Source organism: Trinickia diaoshuihuensis, assembly GCF_003390925.1.
In the GTDB taxonomy this organism is placed as follows: Bacteria; Pseudomonadota; Gammaproteobacteria; order Burkholderiales; family Burkholderiaceae; genus Trinickia; species Trinickia diaoshuihuensis.
In genome coordinates this window covers 147,815-165,813 of the sequence record NZ_QUBS01000081.1, presented here as the reverse complement: position 1 = coordinate 165,813, position 17,999 = coordinate 147,815, and the positions used below count along the sequence as shown (strand labels likewise).

21 protein-coding genes are annotated in these 17,999 nt (G+C 62.5%); 13 read left to right on the top strand and 8 right to left on the bottom strand.

Translation table 11 applies throughout. The features are described from left to right. Positions 1-17: 17 nt before the first annotated feature. The 8 genes from DXT59_RS19065 to DXT59_RS19030 form a co-directional block, all read right to left on the bottom strand. Positions 18-593 carry a hypothetical protein gene (locus DXT59_RS19065; RefSeq protein WP_116138424.1) on the bottom strand — a complete coding sequence of 192 codons (576 nt, stop codon included), beginning with the start codon at positions 591-593 and terminating at the stop codon, positions 18-20. A 14-nt stretch (positions 594-607) separates the two neighbouring features. Then, positions 608-1,141 (bottom strand): conjugal transfer protein TraQ, encoded by a 534-nt coding sequence (gene traQ, locus DXT59_RS19060; protein WP_116138423.1) that lies wholly within the window; start codon positions 1,139-1,141, stop codon positions 608-610. Beyond that, a complete protein-coding gene (locus DXT59_RS19055) occupies positions 1,141-2,280 on the bottom strand; it encodes a hypothetical protein (protein ID WP_116138422.1) in 1,140 nt (379 codons plus the stop codon). The genes traQ and DXT59_RS19055 overlap by 1 nt, the downstream gene beginning before the upstream one ends. Before the next feature lie 69 nt (positions 2,281-2,349). Next, entirely contained in the window at positions 2,350-3,501 is a 1,152-nt protein-coding gene (locus DXT59_RS19050; RefSeq protein ID WP_116138421.1) for a DotG/IcmE/VirB10 family type IV secretion system protein, read from the bottom strand. 4 nt (positions 3,502-3,505) lie between these two features. Continuing rightward, positions 3,506-4,450 (bottom strand): DotH/IcmK family type IV secretion protein, encoded by a 945-nt coding sequence (locus tag DXT59_RS19045; protein ID WP_162878152.1) that lies wholly within the window; start codon positions 4,448-4,450, stop codon positions 3,506-3,508. A 10-nt stretch (positions 4,451-4,460) separates the two neighbouring features. Beyond that, positions 4,461-4,721, bottom strand: coding sequence for a hypothetical protein (locus tag DXT59_RS19040; RefSeq protein ID WP_116138419.1), 261 nt, complete (start codon positions 4,719-4,721; stop codon positions 4,461-4,463). Between the two features lie 8 nt (positions 4,722-4,729). Next, positions 4,730-5,419, bottom strand: a complete 690-nt coding sequence (locus DXT59_RS19035) for a DotI/IcmL family type IV secretion protein (RefSeq protein ID WP_162878151.1) — start codon at positions 5,417-5,419, stop codon at positions 4,730-4,732. Beyond that, a complete protein-coding gene (locus tag DXT59_RS19030) occupies positions 5,406-5,771 on the bottom strand; it encodes a helix-turn-helix domain-containing protein (protein WP_162878150.1) in 366 nt (121 codons plus the stop codon). Before DXT59_RS19030 ends, DXT59_RS19035 begins: the two co-directional genes overlap by 14 nt. 293 nt (positions 5,772-6,064) lie before the next feature. Between DXT59_RS19030 and DXT59_RS19025 the strand changes: the two genes are divergently transcribed. From DXT59_RS19025 to DXT59_RS18965, 13 genes are read left to right on the top strand one after another with little or no spacing between them, the layout of a single operon-like run. After that, on the top strand, positions 6,065-6,508 hold the full coding sequence (locus DXT59_RS19025; protein WP_162878149.1) for a DotD/TraH family lipoprotein: 444 nt from the start codon (positions 6,065-6,067) through the stop codon (positions 6,506-6,508). Continuing rightward, positions 6,498-7,352: a type IV secretory system conjugative DNA transfer family protein gene (locus DXT59_RS19020; protein ID WP_162878148.1), complete on the top strand. Its 855-nt coding sequence runs from the start codon at positions 6,498-6,500 to the stop codon at positions 7,350-7,352. The genes DXT59_RS19025 and DXT59_RS19020 overlap by 11 nt, the downstream gene beginning before the upstream one ends. Then, positions 7,349-8,464, top strand: coding sequence for a type IV pilus twitching motility protein PilT (locus DXT59_RS19015; protein WP_116138414.1), 1,116 nt, complete (start codon positions 7,349-7,351; stop codon positions 8,462-8,464). The genes DXT59_RS19020 and DXT59_RS19015 overlap by 4 nt, the downstream gene beginning before the upstream one ends. Beyond that, positions 8,461-8,730, top strand: coding sequence for an IcmT/TraK family protein (gene icmT / locus DXT59_RS19010; protein WP_162878147.1), 270 nt, complete (start codon positions 8,461-8,463; stop codon positions 8,728-8,730). The genes DXT59_RS19015 and icmT overlap by 4 nt, the downstream gene beginning before the upstream one ends. Next, a complete protein-coding gene (locus DXT59_RS30715) occupies positions 8,727-9,530 on the top strand; it encodes a toxin co-regulated pilus biosynthesis Q family protein (RefSeq protein ID WP_162878146.1) in 804 nt (267 codons plus the stop codon). Before icmT ends, DXT59_RS30715 begins: the two co-directional genes overlap by 4 nt. After that, entirely contained in the window at positions 9,530-11,242 is a 1,713-nt protein-coding gene (locus DXT59_RS19000; protein WP_116138412.1) for a secretin N-terminal domain-containing protein, read from the top strand. The genes DXT59_RS30715 and DXT59_RS19000 overlap by 1 nt, the downstream gene beginning before the upstream one ends. Before the next feature lie 11 nt (positions 11,243-11,253). Continuing rightward, positions 11,254-11,820 (top strand): type IV pilus biogenesis protein PilP, encoded by a 567-nt coding sequence (gene pilP, locus DXT59_RS18995; protein ID WP_116138411.1) that lies wholly within the window; start codon positions 11,254-11,256, stop codon positions 11,818-11,820. A gap of 1 nt (position 11,821) precedes the next feature. Next, a complete protein-coding gene (gene pilO2 / locus DXT59_RS18990) occupies positions 11,822-13,111 on the top strand; it encodes a type 4b pilus protein PilO2 (protein WP_116138410.1) in 1,290 nt (429 codons plus the stop codon). After that, positions 13,111-14,895 (top strand): GspE/PulE family protein, encoded by a 1,785-nt coding sequence (locus DXT59_RS18985; RefSeq protein ID WP_116138409.1) that lies wholly within the window; start codon positions 13,111-13,113, stop codon positions 14,893-14,895. Before pilO2 ends, DXT59_RS18985 begins: the two co-directional genes overlap by 1 nt. After that, positions 14,892-15,947 (top strand): type II secretion system F family protein, encoded by a 1,056-nt coding sequence (locus tag DXT59_RS18980; RefSeq protein ID WP_116138408.1) that lies wholly within the window; start codon positions 14,892-14,894, stop codon positions 15,945-15,947. The genes DXT59_RS18985 and DXT59_RS18980 overlap by 4 nt, the downstream gene beginning before the upstream one ends. Positions 15,948-15,983: 36 nt before the next feature. Beyond that, on the top strand, positions 15,984-16,487 hold the full coding sequence (locus tag DXT59_RS18975; protein WP_116138407.1) for a type 4 pilus major pilin: 504 nt from the start codon (positions 15,984-15,986) through the stop codon (positions 16,485-16,487). A 36-nt stretch (positions 16,488-16,523) separates the two neighbouring features. After that, positions 16,524-17,513 (top strand): ATPase, T2SS/T4P/T4SS family, encoded by a 990-nt coding sequence (locus tag DXT59_RS18970; RefSeq protein ID WP_116138406.1) that lies wholly within the window; start codon positions 16,524-16,526, stop codon positions 17,511-17,513. Further along, positions 17,513-17,995, top strand: a complete 483-nt coding sequence (locus tag DXT59_RS18965) for a hypothetical protein (protein WP_116138405.1) — start codon at positions 17,513-17,515, stop codon at positions 17,993-17,995. Before DXT59_RS18970 ends, DXT59_RS18965 begins: the two co-directional genes overlap by 1 nt. Positions 17,996-17,999 lie beyond the last annotated feature (4 nt).

Here is a 17,999-nt window from a genome sequence, read left to right as displayed (position 1 = left end):
GCCGGGATCCATCGATTTCAATGCGCGGCCGACGGCAGCGCGTTCAAGTTGCTGGAGCTGGCGCCCATCGAGCCGGCGGCCGAATTCATGATGTAGCCGACCATGCCGAGCGCGGGGCCGCCCAAGCCGTAGCCGAAGATCGAGCCCGTCGTGACTTGCTGATCGCCCTTCGACTTCTTGATGCCGTTATTCACGCCGATGCCGGTGCTCACGATACCGCCGCCGTAGAACGCGTAGATGACCATGTTGTAGACCGACGCCATGTCGTTCTTCAGGCTTGTCGCCATGCCGCCGAGCGTGCTGCCGCTCGATTGGGCGTCGGCCACGCCGGCGAAGACGAGGCTCGTCACGGCGAACAGCATCAAGGCTGTCACCGCGAGATGCTTATTCGAAAGTCGCGCCGCGCGAGGCAGCGACGTATGCCACATGGCCGTGGCGATGAACAGGATCGCCGCGACGGCGAGGGGCATGTCCGTCATCATGAGGCGGCCGATGCCCGCGAGCATCATGGCCCCCACGATGAACGTGCGAGCATGCTCGCTCGCATACAAATGCAAGCGCGCGAACGGATGGATGAGGATGGCTTGTGGCATGTGAGATTTCTCCGTTAGTTGAATGAACTGATGCCGAGTGTTCCCTGGAACGCGGCGAGCGTCTCGTTGATGTTCACGAGCGCCGCGCCCCCTAGGATGTGAATGAACCCTTTCCATGCGTAGTCTTCGTATCCGCCGCCTCCCCCGCCGCTCGATGCCTTGCGAAGCATCGTCCAGCCCTTGAGGGCGTACCACCAGCCGAAGGTTGAAACGATCGTCAGGATGGCGGAGATCACGGGAGCGAATTGGCCGGCCGACGAGAGGTTCACATACGAAATGACAGCACCGTAAGTCGTGTCCGATTCACCGATCGAGCCGAGGGTGCTATTCATGGTGCTCGCGAAGTTGACGATCAACGCCCCGATGAAGAACGACGCGAAGATGCTCTGGCCGCTGATATCGATACCCGGCGACGCCGACTTACGAATTGCTTGGCGCAGCGAGTTGCCGCAATAGAAGATCCCGATGCCGATCGCCAGCACCTGGGCGAGATCTCGGAACGCCAGAATGTCGTAGGCAATGCTGGTGACGATCGTCGTCAAGTCCATTACTGAATGACTCCAGCGGTCGTTACGATTCGATAGTTGTCGGGATCGATGCGTACGACCTTTGCGGTGCCGATGAAATCACCGACAGCGACAACTTGCTGTTTCCCGCTTTCCTCGTCTTGAATCCATCCCTGCCCCGGAATGACTTGCTTGATCGCGTAGCCGACGAGCACCTCGCTATTCGCCCGCTCCGGGTGACGCGCGTAACGTGCGCCGCGGCTCGTGGCAGCGCTCCCGGCGGCATGTGCATGGGCAGTGCTCGAACTATGGACGGCATGGTTGCCGACCCGATGAGCAGCCGAATGAGCGGGGGCTGATACCCCGTCGACGGCATGATCGCGCCGCTGTAATTCAGCGACCTGCGCTTGCAGCTTCGCGATCTGGGCGTCTCTCGGGTCCGGTGCCGTCGCCGCTTGCACCGGGGACGGTGCATCCGAGCCGGCGACCGTGGACACGTTGGCGGCTAGCAACCCGGCCGCAGCGCCAGCCGCGGACGACGCCGGAGTCATCGCCACGACACCGGGAGCCGCCGGGCCGGCAACGCCGGGAGCCGCAATCGGCGCACCTTGCGCAGCGATCGCGGGGACGCCCGCCCCTTGACGATATGTCGCCCCCGCCGAATCTTGCGGCGTATCGTCACCCGCCGGCGCCACCGATGCGATCGACGCCACCGACGCCGGCATAGCCGAACGGGTCGACATCTCGCCGCTCGTCTGCTGTATTGCCATCGCTCCTACCGGCTCCGACGCCTGTCCCAGCATCCGATTTGGCAACGGCGGGACGGTCACGCTTGGCGTCAGCATTCCGTTGCGCGACTGCTGCGTAATCGCAGTACCGGTTGGCAGTGGCGTGTCGCCGGCGTCGGCAGACGCCGTGCCGAGCATGCCCGACGACGCCCCGCTTTGCGGGCGCTGACCGAAGAAGTGCTGATACCCCACCCCTACCACAACGAATGCCACCATACCGCCGACAAGCAGCAGCGCCTTCGGAATCGGCTTTTTGCGCGGCGCTTGCTGCTCATGCAACTGCGCCTCCTCATCGTCCGCGGCAAACTCGGCATGACCGTCGAAATGAGGCTCGAGCGGCTCCTCGATCGACTCGACGTCCAGCACGCTTGAGAAGTGATCGTGTTCATTCATGATAGTGGCGCGGCTTTAGTTCGTATCGAAAATATTATACGTAAACATACCGTCGAAGCGATATGCCATTTAGAGGACGACATCGGCCTTGAATAGAATGATGAGCGGGGTATTTGCGTCGACATGCCCCGTCACCGGCGGTATGCCGGCCACTTCCCGTTGGACGACGCCCTGCACGCCCGTCACACTGCCCGACACCGCGGCGCCTTCGAGCTGTTTCGCGCTGGGATTCGGGTTTTGAATCGTCGTCGTCCCGCCCAGTGGATTGTTGGATATCGTCGAACCCGCATTGCTGTACACACTGCCGGCCGTGCCGAGGGCGCCGAGGAGTGCCGGGATGGCTACACGCGCCATCAAGTGATGATCGAGGTCCGCTGGTAGCGCGTTGCTCAGCGTCTGATCGTTCAACGCGACCGCCGTAACGGGCACGGTCTTGCCGCCGCAGCGCATCGAAGTGAAGGTCGCGGTTACCGTCTCGTTGCTGAGCTTGCCGTTGCCCATCAACTCCCCTCCTTTACATGGACCTTGATCTAGCACCGCGAGGATATCCGAAGGCGTATCGGTGTCGATCGCATTTTCCAGATGCGCGTAGAAGCGATCGCTCGAATGAATTGTCGCGAGCTTCGTTTGCGAGGCGACGACCGCCTGCGCAGCGCTTGCCGCCGCCACTCCAGCGCTCGGCGCCGCACCTTGCGCCTCCTTCTGCAAGCCGAGCACTTCCTGAGATTGCGGCGGGGTGTCCCATTGATTGACAAGCTGCTGCACTTGCAAGCCAACACCCTGCGTCGGCGCGGGCAAGCTAGGCAATGGCTGCTGCGACGCCGGAGCGGATTGTCCGGGCGGCAATCCGTTCGGATGCTGATAGTCGATTTTTTCAGGCTGAGCCGCGGCCTCCGACGATCGATCCGCCAATACCTTTTCGATTTGCGCATTGCGATCGGAGAACGCGGGGATGAAAGTCGCTCCCGTCTTTTGCGCCTGAGCCAAGCCCTCCTTGTTTGCCTGGTTCAGTGTTTGTGCATAGCGCTGCGTTTCCGCTTGGGGCGTGCCGCCCTGCGCACTCACGGCCGGAACGTCCACCTCGGGGGCCGTATCCGCGCGGCGTTTCATTGCAAAAAATGCGACGGCTACGCAGACTGCGGCGAGCACTGCGATGACGGCGATGATCTTGGCATTGCGCAAAAAACCCGGATGCATCTTACGGCGCGATTGGTCCGCCATGGGGTTACTCCAAATCCAATACGATGTTTCGGCTCACGCCGTTCTCGCTCACCGTGATGACCGGCGTGCGGGGAATGTCGTACACATGCGTGCCGTCCGCGCCCGTCAGTGCGCCGTAATACGCCGGGTCGCTCAGAAACAAGCCAGTGCGTACCATGAGGTGCTCGCCGATCTGCCATGCACTCATGCCCAGCGGGGGGTTTTCGATCTTGACGGGCTTCGCGTCGGGCGCGCCCGTGCCGTCGAGAATGGCCTGCATGCTGTCGCCGGGCAGCGAAATGGCTGGCGCCGCCGCGATAGGCGCCTGAGCGTTGGGCCCGCGCCGCGGGATCCGAATATCTTGCCGATAGTCGGTCTCGCGCTGCCCCGCGATCATCTTTACGACGACTGGAAACGGCAGCCCCTTGAGAAACACGGCGACGTCACCCTCGACATACGTACCGTCCGCGGTAATCGTGATCGTCGGTACACCGGGAACCGGCCGCAATACCTCGAAGCGACCTTTTGCCATGTTGTCGACTTCGGTGATGTCCCACGGCGCGCCCTCGATGTCGATGAATGTGACGGCGGAGCCCAGGTCGCTCACACGCACGATCGGGGGCGCCGCGCCAGGCGATAGGTCGACGGTCTGGACGGAATACACGGGCTTGGGCGGCCGCGTGGGACTCGTAGATGCGGCGCGTTTCGCCTCGTCGATACGTTTGCGAAGCGCGCGAATCTGATCCGGTGTCAAAGGCGTAACGAGGTCGACCGCGGCGTCGAAGTTCGCATTCGTTTGCGTGAGCGGCGGCAGCGGGCGAGGCGCATCGGGGTTGGCGTAAACGCCTCCCGGCGCGCCGGGCTTCGCGGGCGTACCGGCGCCAGCCAGTTGCGCATTGGCGCAATGCAGCCCGCCGAGCAGTTGCAGCAACGCGATCATACAGGCCGACTTCAGGAGCGGACGGCTCATCGATACCACCTCAAAACGGATTGCCCGTTACGATCGCGTACATCCGGCGCGTATCCATAATGCCGGTGATCCAGTCTTGCGCACGGCGATTGGGCGCCGTCAACCATAGCTCCTCGAGTTCTTTGCGCGTGGCGATAAACGGGTCGATCAATTCGAACTCATGATGCCAGTCGGTACCCTCGACGCTAGCCAGGGGATGAGTGCCGTCCTTATCCTTCGATTCCTCGGCTATCGCGATCGCCGTAGGAAAGGGTTTGAAGCCGTCAGTCATGCCGTCACCTAGTTGTTTTGACCGTTGCCAAGGAATTGCAGCGCCGTCGCGGAGATCCCTCTGGGATTGTCGACGGTCGGCACGCGCTGAATATGCATTTCGACGATGTAGCTGTAGGAGCGACGCTCGGTCTGGTTTACTAATGTGATGGCAATGGGTTGCTGCACCGTCCACTTATAGCCCTTAGGATCGTGCGCGTCGATTGCGGTGATGACCCCCGCGCCCGTGGCGACCGCCGACGACACGAGGCGCCCGTCGCGGATCTTCGCCAGCAGGTTGCTTTTGTCGAACGCAACCATCAACGCATGAAAGCCTTCGTCGGTATAGCAGTCGTGCAACGATTCGAGCTTGCCGCGCAACTGTTCGGCAACGAAGTCGAGGGAAAACGATCGGGTCACGCAGCTCTGCGCGAACTGCGTCACTTCCTCGGGCGAAACGAGTGGCTCCGACAGCGGTGCCAGCCGCGTCATCCGCCCGTCCGGCGTAACGGCGAAATACACGGGAGCGACATTGCGCGTCATCAACACGACGTTGACCGATATCGATATGAGCAGCGCCACGCCGAGTATCAGAGTCGTCCCAAGTAATTTGGGCCAACTGAACTTATAGAGGAACGTCTCTGAAACGAGGCGCACGGCGGGATGCACTTCGATCGGGTAACGCGCGGACGCGGCCGCGCCTCCTTTAGGCGAGGGCATGTTCGTCTTCCCCCAATTGGAATCGCTTCGGATATAGCAGGTGGATTTCCCGCAGGCCCTCTCGCGCGAATTCCGCATGCAACGCCTTCATGCGATCGATCAGGCGGCGGGCACTCTCGAACGTCTCGAGTTGATTCCGTGTATTCGATGGCTGCGATGCGCGCACGCAATCGACCTGGGTCAGGACTTGCACGAGTCGTGCGGCGATCTCCGCACTCGGCGTAGCCCCCTGCTCGACTCTGGTCAGATACGAACGCGAGATCTTCGCCTGCTCGCAGATCTTGTTGGTATCCAAGTTGTGGAAGATTCGATACGCCTTGAGCAGCGTAAGTGGTCTCGATTCAACGCTCATTTCCCCGGTCGCCATTCTATATCGTTATAACTGTACGCAATTATGCAGCCTTATTTTTTTGCGTGTCAAGCAATTTCGGCCAGTCAAGCGGCGTTGCACTTTGTTACCGCCTGCGCACGGTCACGAAGACGAAAGGAATGAAAGGATTTTCGAAGCTCCGGGCGCGTCGATTCGTTTCGTATGCCCGCTCCTATACGAACTTCTCTTGCGCCCTCTTCATTGCGTATGATAGCCTTTATACGGAATTTGATCGTACGTCGCGCTTGTGCATTTTTGATAGACAGAGCATCCAAATGAAATTGGTACGTGTTGCGGTTTCAGTGCTCGCCTGCTTGTTCGCGGGCTGCGCCACCCAATCCGAGCCCGCCGACCCGACCGGGCGCATGCTCGATTCGCAGTTGAACGACTCCGCGCACCGGATCGACACGCTGCTTGGCGACATTTCGCGCGCCGGCGGGATTTCGGCGGTCGCGCCGCGCAGCGGGGTGGTGCTCGTCGCGGGTGACTTCATTACGGTACGTTGGAACGGCGACGCCCCTGAAGTGCTGCGCAAGATCGCCGAGGCGAAAGGCTTGAAGTTCAGTGTCGCGGGCAAGCCGATTGCCTCGCCGATTGCCATCGATGCGACGAATACGGATTTCGTGTCGGTGCTCGAAAACATCGGAACGCAATTGGGGGCGCGCGCGGATGTCGTCCTGAAGACCGATTCTCTCGAGTTGCGATACCGTGCCTTATAAGCTGCCCCTGCCCGCATTGGCGCGCGTCCTGGCCTGGGGCGCGCTCTGCATTGGTTGCGCGTCCGTCCGCGCCGACGACGGAGCACCCGACACGTCGCGGATGTCGGTCGAAGAAATAGCGAATCTATCCGCCGACAGCGCACCCGCGGCAGCCGCGATCACACCGGCTCGCGCCAACGTGCTGCGAGAAGCCGCGCTACCGCTCGGGAGCCATAAAGGACTCGCGGATCGATCGGCCGAGCTCATCGCGGCGCTCGACGCACGGGCCGCGCGCCTCGACAGCATGTATCGCTTTGGCGCCCTGATCACGCGCAACGGCGTGCTGCCGCCCGTCATCACCGAGGCGCGTGACGCGATCGAGGCATCCAACGATCAAGTACGCCGAGCCGATGCGATGTACAAAATCGCGGTCCCTGCGCGGTTCGCGTCGATCGCGCCTTCCTGGCGCGACTACCTCTACGTCGGCCTTCGAATCAAGGCCCAAGTGGACGCGCTGCCGTTTTCCGCGATGTTGCCCAAGACCGCCGCGGAGCGCGCCTATTGGAAACAGCAGGTCGAGCTCGGCTATCGGCAGGGGCGCACGCTTGCGGACCAAATCCTGGAAACGAACTTGGCACGTTTGAATCGCGACTACACGGGGATGTTGCGGTATTCGGAGCTACTGAACCGAGGCATGGTTTCGGAGCCCGAGGTTGCCGTCGCGCCGCGCATCGTCTCGGGCGATCGTACGCACATCGACGTGGGGGACACCCTCTACCGGGTTACCGACCACGGCGGATTCGTCACCGACCCTTCGAAGTGGCAAGCAAGTGTAGCGGCGCCGGCTGCGGGAGCTGGCAAATGAACGCTGCGCCGCAACCGTTCAAGCTCGACGCCAATTTCGGCGCCCATGATCTGCAGGCCTTCCTTGCCTACTGCACGGAAATCGGCGCATCCGACATCGTTTTCCAAACGGGTGATGTCGTATGGGGGGAAATCAAAGGGCGGCAAGTCGCTCTGACGGAACGCACGATCAAGGACGGGGAGATTAAAACACTGCTCGCCGTTTCGTTCGGCAGCGAGCTGATCGGTGTGATCAAAGGCGGCAATGACGCCGATCGTCCCTATCGATTCGTGGTCGAGCGCGATACGAGCCGGTACCGGGTCAACATCGCGGGTGCCCAGATAGGCGACGCTGAAGACGGCCTATCGATCACGATGCGTACGATCCCCGAGGTCCCGCCGCCGCTGGATTCCCTCGACTTGCCGCCCGGCATCCGCGAGAACTTGTTCCAGCCCCGCGGGCTCGTGCTCATTTGCGGCCCCACCGGTTCGGGCAAAACCACGCTCATGTCGTCCTTTTATGCGGACGTATCGGAGCGCAACGGCGACGCGAAGATATTGCTTTACGAAGACCCGATCGAATTCCTGTTCACCAAGGTAAAGAACAAAGGACCGAAGATTCGTCAAATGCAAATCGGGCGGCATATTCCCAGCTTCGCACGTGGCCTTCGCAATGCGATGCGCTGCAAGCCGACCTTGATCGGCATCGGCGAGGCACGCGATGCGGAAACCATCGGAGCGCTCGTGGAAGCAGCCCTCACGGGACACGGCGCGTACGGGACCATGCACACGGAAAGCGTATCCGAAACGATCAGCCGTGCGATTCAAGTATTTCCCGCCGGGGAGCATTCCGCCATCGCCTCGAAAATTCTCGGCTCGTTGCGCTTGATCGTCGTGCAGATTCTGGTACCGACGCTCGACGGAAATCGCCGCGCCGTGCGCGAGTACCTCTATTTCGACGGCGATACCAAACGCGAGATGAGCGACATGCCTTATACGCAATGGGGCGCATTCCTGCGTAAGGTCGTCGCGCACAAGCAGCAAGACATGGCAACCGGGCTCCGTCGCTTGCTCGACGCCGGTCTCATCGATCAGAAATCGTTCCGGCGTTACGCGGGGGAATCCAACGAATGAAAGTTCGCCGTTCGATATGGCGCGATGCCTCTCTCACGCCACGGATCATGGGCATCGACGCCCGGGGCTATTTCCCGATCTTGATCGCTCTTTACTACCCGCGCGTCTGGACCTTCGGCGTGGCGGGGCTGGCGATCGGCGGCTTCTATCTGATGGAACGCAAGGGCTACACGCTGCCCGTTTTGCTGCGCGCGATTCGCCACGCGCTGCGCGGCTCGGTGATTCACGGACGCGCGTGGTGGCATCACCGGAGATTTTACGAATGAGAAAGTGCAAGATGGATCGCGTCAATCGCATTGCCGCCCTGACGATGCTTACCGGGGGAATCGCCTGGGCAGCCGGGGCGCAAGCCGGGTTCGTCAACGAAGCCCCCGCGCCCAGTGTCCCCGTCGCCGCGGCGGCGAGGAGCACCGTGCCCGCCGCATCGGCCGCCGTCACCGCGCAGCCGCTCGCGGAGCCGATGTCCATCCCCGACACGCATAAATTGGCGCAAGTCGGCTTCCGTCCCTCGGGCATCGACGTGCCGCGCGGGAGCGGACGCGATATCGCATTGGCGGACATGTTGCCCGTCGTCGTGCCCCACACCTTCACGATCGATTTCGGGAACGTGGACCGCAATCAACTTGCGAGCTGGAGCGGCGGCTCGCCCTGGGACGTCGTACTCGCCGACGCGCTCGCACCCGTGTCCAACGTGGGCCTGACGATCGACTGGGATCGACGTGTGGTTTCGTTGCGACGCATCGCCTCGGCGGTTGCGCAGGCGACGCAAGCCGTGCAGCCCGTGGCAGCCGCCGTCGCGCCGCCCACTGATCCGACGTTCGCTCTCGTAGGCGGTCAATCCCTCGAGACGCAAATGCAGGAATGGGCCAAACGGGCGGGGTGGTCGTTGACGTGGAATACGCCCGACGACTGGGTCGTGCCGCACGATTACACGTACACAGGGAATTTCCAAGACGCCGTGCAACAAGTCTTCACACAACTGGCCGATGACGGCGCCGACGTACGCGCTGACATCTGGAAGGGCAACAGCGCGGTCGTCGTCGATAAAGCGGGAGCACACGAATAATGCAACTGACGCGTCCACTCACTCGCACGGCTGCGGCGGTCATGATATTCGCCACGCTCGCCGGGTGCGGGCTCCAAGAAGTTCACGATACGCAAGTCGCGCTGGACCGCGATGCGCGCAGCCAACTCGAAACAGTTACGCCCACGCGGCCCATCGTGCAGGTACACGAAGGAGCTTGGCTGCTCGGCGAAAAGATCCGCGCGAGCAAGCCGCAGCCCGAGATCTACGACAAGCAGGTCGTCTTCAAGAGCAACGATTCGACGACGCTGCGCGATATCGCGGCATGGATCGCCGACAACGTCGGCGTCCAGGCCGTGGTCGATGCCTCGGTCGAGTCGGCTTCCAGTTTCTCATCCGGCTCCGCGGCGCCCGTGCTGCCTACGCCGACGCCCACGCGCATGCTGCCATCCCCAGCCGCGAGTCTGCCGGGCGGCCCGAGACTGCCCGAGCTGCCGTCGCCCAACGGGACCAATTCGCGCGAAGCGCAAAGCGCCGCCGATATCGCACGTCCGGCACTGCGCTACACCGGGACCTTCCGAGGATTCCTCGACGTCGTCGATGCGCGTTACGCCGTATGGTCGCGCTACCGCGACGGCATGGTCACGTTCTTCAAGACAGAGACGCGTAGCTTCACGCTACCGAGCATCGCGGACGTCGCAAGCATGAGCGGCTCGATTTCGACCGGCGACTCGAGCGGATCATCGTCGCAGGGATCGCAAGGCGCGGGCGCAACGCTTTCGAGCGCGGCGCAAGCGGGTACCTCCGGCGGCACCTCGTCAGGCACGGGCGGGCAAACGATCACGCTAGGCGTACGTGTAAGCCCATGGGAGCAAATGGAGAAGACGGCCGAGGCGGTGGCGGGGCCGGGAGCACAGGTCGTCGCCGATAAGAATCTCGGCGTGCTGACCGTGACGGGCACACCGCCGCAATGCGACCGAGTCGAAGCGTGGGTGAAAAATCTCGACGCGATGTTCGGCAAGCAAGTCGCCATCGACGTTCACGTTTATCAAGTGCAACTGTCGCGAGAAGAAAATTACGGCTTGAACCTGACGCTGGCTTACCAGTCGGCAAGCGGCCATACCGGCCTGAAGGTGACCGGCGCGGCGCCGCCCACCGTCACGAGCAGTTCATCGCCGATGACGTTCGGCGCCAACATCCTGAGCGGCACGATGAACGGAACGACAGCGGCGGTCCAAGCGCTTTCGACGCTGGGCAACGTGTCGCAGTTGATATCGCGCTCGGGTATCACGCAGAACGGAAAGCTGCTGGCGCTGCAAGCGGCCAAACAGCAAAGCTACGTCTCGTCCACGCAAAGTACGCAGACGGCCAGCGTCGGCTCGTCCACGACGATGCAGACGGCCACGCTCGTCCCCGGCTTCACGAGCAGCTTCCTCCCGAAGGTGATCAACGGGCGCATTCTCATCGATTTCGACATGACGTTGTCGGATCTGCTGAGCCTCCAAACGTTTACTTCGGGATCGGGGTCTGGCCAATCGAGCGTGCAGTTGCCGACGATGCAAGTGACGCGCTTCGAGCAGAGCGTGAGCCTCAAACCGGGCGAAACGTTGGTCCTGACCGGTATGCGTCAGCAACAGACGAGTTCCACGAACAATGGCGTCGGCAGCCCCTACGTACCGATCTTCGGGGGTGGTGTCGACGCGCAAAAGGCCGACAGCATCATCGCGGTCGTCATCTCCGCCCGACTGCTGTAACGGAGCCACCCATGTCGAGAACATCTCCATTCACCTCGGCCGCGATCGTCATAGCGTCGATCGCCGCTTGCCTTGCCCCGCTGGCCGCCGGCGCCCAAGCGTTGGGACAACCACAGCTCCAAGCGCAGGCAGCGAGCGCGGCGAAGAGCCAAACGCCGTCGAGCGAGGCGTCGCCCGCGGAAGAACTCGCCAACTTGCAAGCGCAGATTCCGATTCTCGAAGCTAAGGCTGAAATCGCCAAACTAAAAGCGCAGATCGAGAACGGGGGCACCGCTCCTTCGGGTTTGGCACAGGGTATGCCCTCGCCGATGAACGCGTGGGGCGGCACTCCCGCTCCAGCATCGACCTCGCAGAGCGGGTCGAGCAGCGCGACCAGCGGATCGGCCGACAAACCGGGAATGCAAGCCGTCTCCATCAGCGGCTTCGACGGTCGATATCAGGCAGTCCTCACGATAGACGGACGCACCGTATCGGTTCGTCCGGGCGAGACCATCGAGGGCGGGTGGAAAGTCACCAGCATCACCGAGTCGAGCGTGACGCTCGCACACGGCAAGCGCGTCGTCGTTCTGAGGGTCTGAGGTGGCGGAACTCATCACGCTTCCCGGCGTCAAGGGCACGTTCGCAGCCGGCCTTTCGTGGCGGCACGAAGACAAGATCCCGAGAGCGGCCGAGCTTCGAGCGTTATCGATGGAAAAGGGGCGCTGGGGCCTTGTGCGCAGGACGATCGCCGGCTCGGTTCAGGTCGGCTTCTGCGAACCGATCGCGGGAGCGAGCGCCCCCTCGAAGGTAAAGGCGCTCGCAACCATCGTGGCGGAGCAGCGGCCGCAACCTTGGATGGGCTTGTACAAGCTCGGCGAGGACCGCTATTGGTACATCGCCGTTCGCGATGGACAGGAAGTCATCCCCGAGGGCGATCAGATCGGCAAGCTCGACGATCTGCTGCGCGTGCGCGAACAGCATTTGACGCTTGGCGATTGGGAAGAAGCCGAGGGCACGCTCGACGACCTGGCCGAGATGGCGCTGTCGACGCCGAAGCACCTCGTCCTGCGCGATCTACAGCGTCGGCCGTGGGTCAACGTTGCCGTGGCCTCGTCCGTCTTGCTGGTGATCGGAGCGGCAGGCGGCGGGGCTTGGTTCTATCGCGAGAATCAGCTCGAGAAGGAACGGGAAGCCGAGGCCAAACGGCAGCGCGCAATCGCCGCCGCGCTACATGCGCGCGACAATGCGCAGGCCCACATTCTGCCTTGGACGCAAACGGCTATGCCGTCGTCCGTATTCGACGCTTGCCGCGATGCATGGAGAGAGCAACCGCTCGCGCGCGACGGGTGGATGCTCTCGAGTTGGGAATGCAGAGCCCAGCCGCACGGTATCGATATCCACCGTGGGTGGGTGAGCGCGGGCGGGCTGGCGGCAAACGCGCCAGGCAAACTTTCATCCGATGCCCGAAGCTCGGCCGAAGATATCCAACACCAGGTTGCGTTCGCCGCACCGTCCCCACGTGCTGACCTCCAGCCGGCCGCACGCCGGGCACTTTGGACACTAGCGCAACGCTACGGATTCGCTCTGACGATCGATCCCCCTACGGTGCCCAGACCGATCGCACCGGGCGAGAACGGTGCTCAAGCCGTCCCCGATCCCTGGCAACGCCTTTCGGCCTCGATCGCGGAGCGCATTCCCCCTTGGAGCGGGCTGGGGCCGGCATTCGATAGCGTGCCCGGCCTGCGGGTCGAAGCGCTTGCCTGGACGGCAGCCTCTCGCCGCTGGGCGCTGTCCATGGCGCTCTATACGCTCGACCGATTGCCCGCGCAAACGGTCCCGCATCCCCTACCTGCCATGGGCGCGCAGCCCTCGCGAGAAGGACAACTCTGATGCGTATATCCGAACGCTTTCGCAAGCCTACGTTCGTCGCGGATTCGTCCGCGGACGCCCGGGCGGCCATGGCACTACAGACGTTCGACGAACCCGCCCCGCTGCCGCTGCCCCCGGTCGGTCTGCAGCCGCACGTCGTCTATCGGGCGACGATGGGACGACGGTTCGGCCGCGTTGCGATCGACCTCGGCTTACTCTCGCAAAGTCAGCTCACTCGCCTGCTGAACGCGCAGGAGAAAGCGGGCGGCCGTCTCGGCGATCTCGCCATTCGCGCGGGCTTGTTGACGCAGGAACAGGTTCAGCAAATTCTCGATGCGCAGTCGCTCGAGATTCACGTGGACGCAAGGCATTCGGGTACGCCGCCGTTCCTAACCTGGCTCGGCGACCTCTCGCGCAAAGGCGTCGTGCCGAAGGTGCATAAAGTCTCGGCCCAAGACCTCGAAGCGCTACGCCAGGCTCAATCGGGCCGGGGAGCTCAAGACGAAGCGGATCTGATGACGCTGAGCCTCGCTCGCCGCATCTTCGTCGATAGCGCCGCGATGGGTGCCAGCGACATGTGCGTGCTCGTGCGCGAGAAGTATGCCGAAGTGCAAATTCGCCTAAAGGGCGACTACAAGGTCGCGAAGAATTTCACGATGCGCCGCGAGGAAGGCGAAGCGCTGGTCCGCGCGATCTATACGGGGCTCGCGACGGTCAAACAATCGACCTACAACCCGCGCACGTTCCAAGATGCCCAGATTCACGGCGATGCGCTGCCGGACACGGGCCTGTCGAGCGTCCGGATCATTCGTGGTCCGATGTATCCGCTGGAAGCGGGCTGCAGCTTCATGGTGGCGCGCTTGCAGTATGGCCGCGACCGTTCCTTGTCGCCGGCTGCCGCGCGGCCGATCGATCTGCGCACACCGTCTCGTCCCGAGGGCGCCTTCGACGTCGAAGGTCTGACGCCGCTGCAACTCGAATTGTGCGAACGGCTCGTGCGCCTGCCGATGGGAATCGTGATCGTCACCGGGCCGACCGGCAGCGGCAAGACCACGACGTTGTTCAAGCTCATGAAGTACCAAGCACAGATCTTCCCCGAAGCGCGCCAAATCACGATCGAAGATCCGCCTGAATATCCGCAGCCATGGGCCATTTCCTTGGCAGCCAACGGCGAGGACTTTCGTGACATGGTGCGGATGACGTTGCGGATGGACCCGGACATCATTCTGCTAGGCGAGATTCGCGCCGCCGATGAAGCGGTTGCCGCGTTGCAGGCCGCGATGACAGGCCACTTCGTTTGGACCACGCTGCACGTGACCGACGCCTACAAGTCCATCCCGCGGCTCGAGATGCTCGACCGCGAGCGTCTGGCCCGTGCCCAGCTCTGCGACCACGAACTCATCGTCGGCATGGTGGCGCAGCGCGTCGTGCCCGTCCTCTGCCCGGATTGCAGCGTGCCGCTCGCCGATGCGCCTGAATCGCTGCCCGCCTATATGGTCGATGCGCTGCGCACATGGGGGGACCTGTCGCAAGTGCGCGTGCGCGGCGCAGGGTGTCAAACGTGTCACGGCGACAAGATCCGCGGCCGACAGGCCGTCGCCGAAATCGTCGTCACCGATGAAGCCTTCATGACCGACTTTCTAACGCACGGACTACTCGTCGCGCGGCGCAATCATCGCCGCAAAGAAGGCTCCGACAAATCGATGCTCGCCAATGCGATCGATCTCGTGTTCGCGGGCCGCGTCGATCCGCTCGACGTTCATCGCAACGTCCACAAACTCGAATCGAAGATGGAGGCATTATGACCGTGGGGTTGTCCTGGAGCCTTCGAAAAAGGCTTTACGAACAGGCGGCGAGCCAAATGGACAACGGCAGGACGCTCACGGAAATTCTCGAGGATTTCCGCGACCGCTTGCGCCGGCGCGGCCGAAAGCAAGCTGCGGAGGCCGCGCATCGCGTCTGGCGGAAAGTGATCGACGGCGAAACGTTGATGCGCGCGATGCAAATTAGCCTAACCGACCTCGAGCGTAGCGTACTCGCATCGGGTGAGAAGACGGGCCAGTTGCCGAACGCGATGCGGCTTATTCTCGACGTTCGGGAAAGAACCGCGCGGATGCGGCGCAAACTGCAAGCGAGCTTCTTCGCGCCCACGATGTATTTGTTTTCCCTATACGCCGTTCTATTCGTGATCGGCGCCTATATCGTGCCGCAATTCTCGGCTGCCGTACCCGTGTCGAAATGGACGGGATGGGCCTACGCGCTCTACGTCATGGGACAAGCGGCGACGGGATGGACCGGCCCGATCGTGTTGATGCTTATCGTGATCGCCGGGGCGCTGACCTGGTGGGCACTGCCGCGCTGGACCGGACAGCAAAGCGTGCCCGGCCGAGCCTTCTTCGACAAATACATCCTTGCCTTTTCGGTCTACCGCGAAATTGTCGGCTTTGCCTGGCTGCTTTCGTTCGCCGCGCTATTGCGCGCGGGCGTACCCGATACCGAGGCGCTGGCGGGACAAATTTTTACATCGTCGGCCTGGCAGGCCTCGCGGCTGCGACCGATCTACGGCGGCTTGAAAAACGGATTGAAGATGGATGCCGCGATGCGCCGCTCCGGCTATGAATTCCCCTCGCTCGACCTGATCGACGAAATCGGTGCCTACGTGGGCTTCCCCGATTTCCCGGAAAAAATCGAAGTCGTCGCTCGCCAGTATGCCGAGACGCTCGAACGGCGCTTGATGTTTCAGGGCGTCGTGATTTCGGCCTTGTTTTCGGGGCTCATGTTCGCCGCGTTTTTTGTGTTGCAACTCGGCACCAACGCCATTTCCTCGATTCTCGCTTCCTCCATGGGAACGATGTGACCGGCGCGTGCAATTTTTGACTAATAGGAGTTACTGATGGATGGGATTTTAGGGCGTGTCGTCGCGATCGTGCTGGGCCTGCTCGCACTGGCAGGTGTGGGTTTGGCGGGTTACAAGGCTTTTGCGGCGAACAAGAGCAGTACGATTTCGACCGATATCACGCAAATTGTCACGAACGCACGCTCGCAGTTTTCGCAGAACAGCAACGGCTATACGAACTTCACGACGAACAACGCGAACGCGCTCGTTACAGCCGGCGTCATTCCTTCGGATATGGTCCGCGCGGCGGGTGTGACCGACGCGTGGGGCAATGCCGTGCAGCTCGGCAACGCGGCCGGCAGTACCGAAGGCACCATCACATTCGGCGGTGGCGGGTCAGAAACGGTGGAGCAATGCGCGAGCGTCATTACCAGCCTGAAGGATTACGTCTCGCTGCAGGTCGGCGGCGGCACGACGTTTACGCAAGCGGTCCAGCCGGACGCCGTATCCGCGGCGCAAGCTTGCACCGCCGGGTTGGCGATCGTTCTGACGTTCCAATGACGAAGTTCGCCTGCGCTACGAGTCACGAGGTGCGCCATGGCTGAAGGGCAGTTCATGCAAGGCCAGTCTCTGAGAGGACTGCCCTTTTCCGATCTGTATCTGGAACCGGACGGCGCTTGGTTTAAAACGAGCCCCAGCGACCGGGAGCGCCGCGTACTGGGCGAAGTCATGCTCGAAGAAACGCTCGAGCTGCGACGCCGGTTGCAGGAGCATCGAACGGGCCTCGATTTCCGGGCCGACTGGGACGGCATCGGCCTACGCGTCCAGCGGATCGAAACGCTGGAAGGCGACGTTTATATTTGTCGCCGACTGCTCGACCGTCCGATCGATTACGACAAGCTCGGCTATCCGCCGCGCCTGCTCGATGCGATGCTTTCCGAGCATTTCGGCAAAGGGGGCCTCGTTCTATGGACAGGCGCGACGGGCGACGGGAAGTCCATGAGCCAGGCATCGTGGATGATCGAGCGATTGCGCAAGTTCGGCGGTACCGCGTGCACCGTCGAAAACCCCGTCGAAATCGTCTTGCAAGGGCGCCATGGCGCGGGGCCGATCGTCGGCACGTGCTATCAAACGGAAGTGCACAGCGACGCCGAATTCGGTACGACGATCCATCGCCTCCTGCGCGCCGCGCCCAATCTCATCATGCTCGGCGAAATCCGCACGCGCGAGGCTGCGGCCCAGGCGGTGCTCGCGGGGACGAGCGGACACCTCGTGTCGTCGACGCTGCATGCGAACGATGTACAAACGGCGCTTGAACGCATGAAAAACATGGTTCGGGAATCGGGCCTCGATGTGAGCTTCTTGGCGGACGCGCTGTGCGCCGTGATCCATCAAAGCATGCGGATGGCCAGCTACGGCGGTACCGAACGCCGCATGCTGACCGTCACCCCGCTTGTGATTTCGGGCGCGACAAACGAGACGGCGATCCGCGCCACCCTGCGCAAAGGCGATTTTTCTCAGTTGTCGTCGGAAATCGACCGGCAACGCCGAATCGTCAGTGCGACAGTCGAAGCGGGAAGAATCTAATGGGCTTTCTCGTACTCCCCATCATGGTCGTATTGTTCTTTATCGGCCTCGGCATGCAGATGGACCAGCTCGCGCAAGCCGTCACGGGCGCAGGCAAGGCCGGGCAGATGATGAACGCCGCCATGGTGGCCTCTCAGCGCATGCAGACGTATGGCGCGGCCTGCCTCGACGAGGCGACCAAGAACCCCGGGACGATTAGCCAAAATTTGCCGCTCACCACATTGCCCGTCGGAGCGGTAATACCGCAAGGCGCGGTTTGTATGACGACGCCCGCGGCGGGAGGCGCGCGCAACGTCTATGCGTTTGCGGCATCGAAGCCGGGCGAAGCCGCGCAACTGATGACCGATACGCAGGGGAGCGAAGCGTGGTATCGGGTGCCGGCCGTAGGGCAAGGCGTCATGGTCGCCACGGGGCAGACCGTGGCGATACCGGCGACGGTCCCCGCGGGCGACCTGCTCGAATGGGTTCAGATTACGCCTTGAGGAC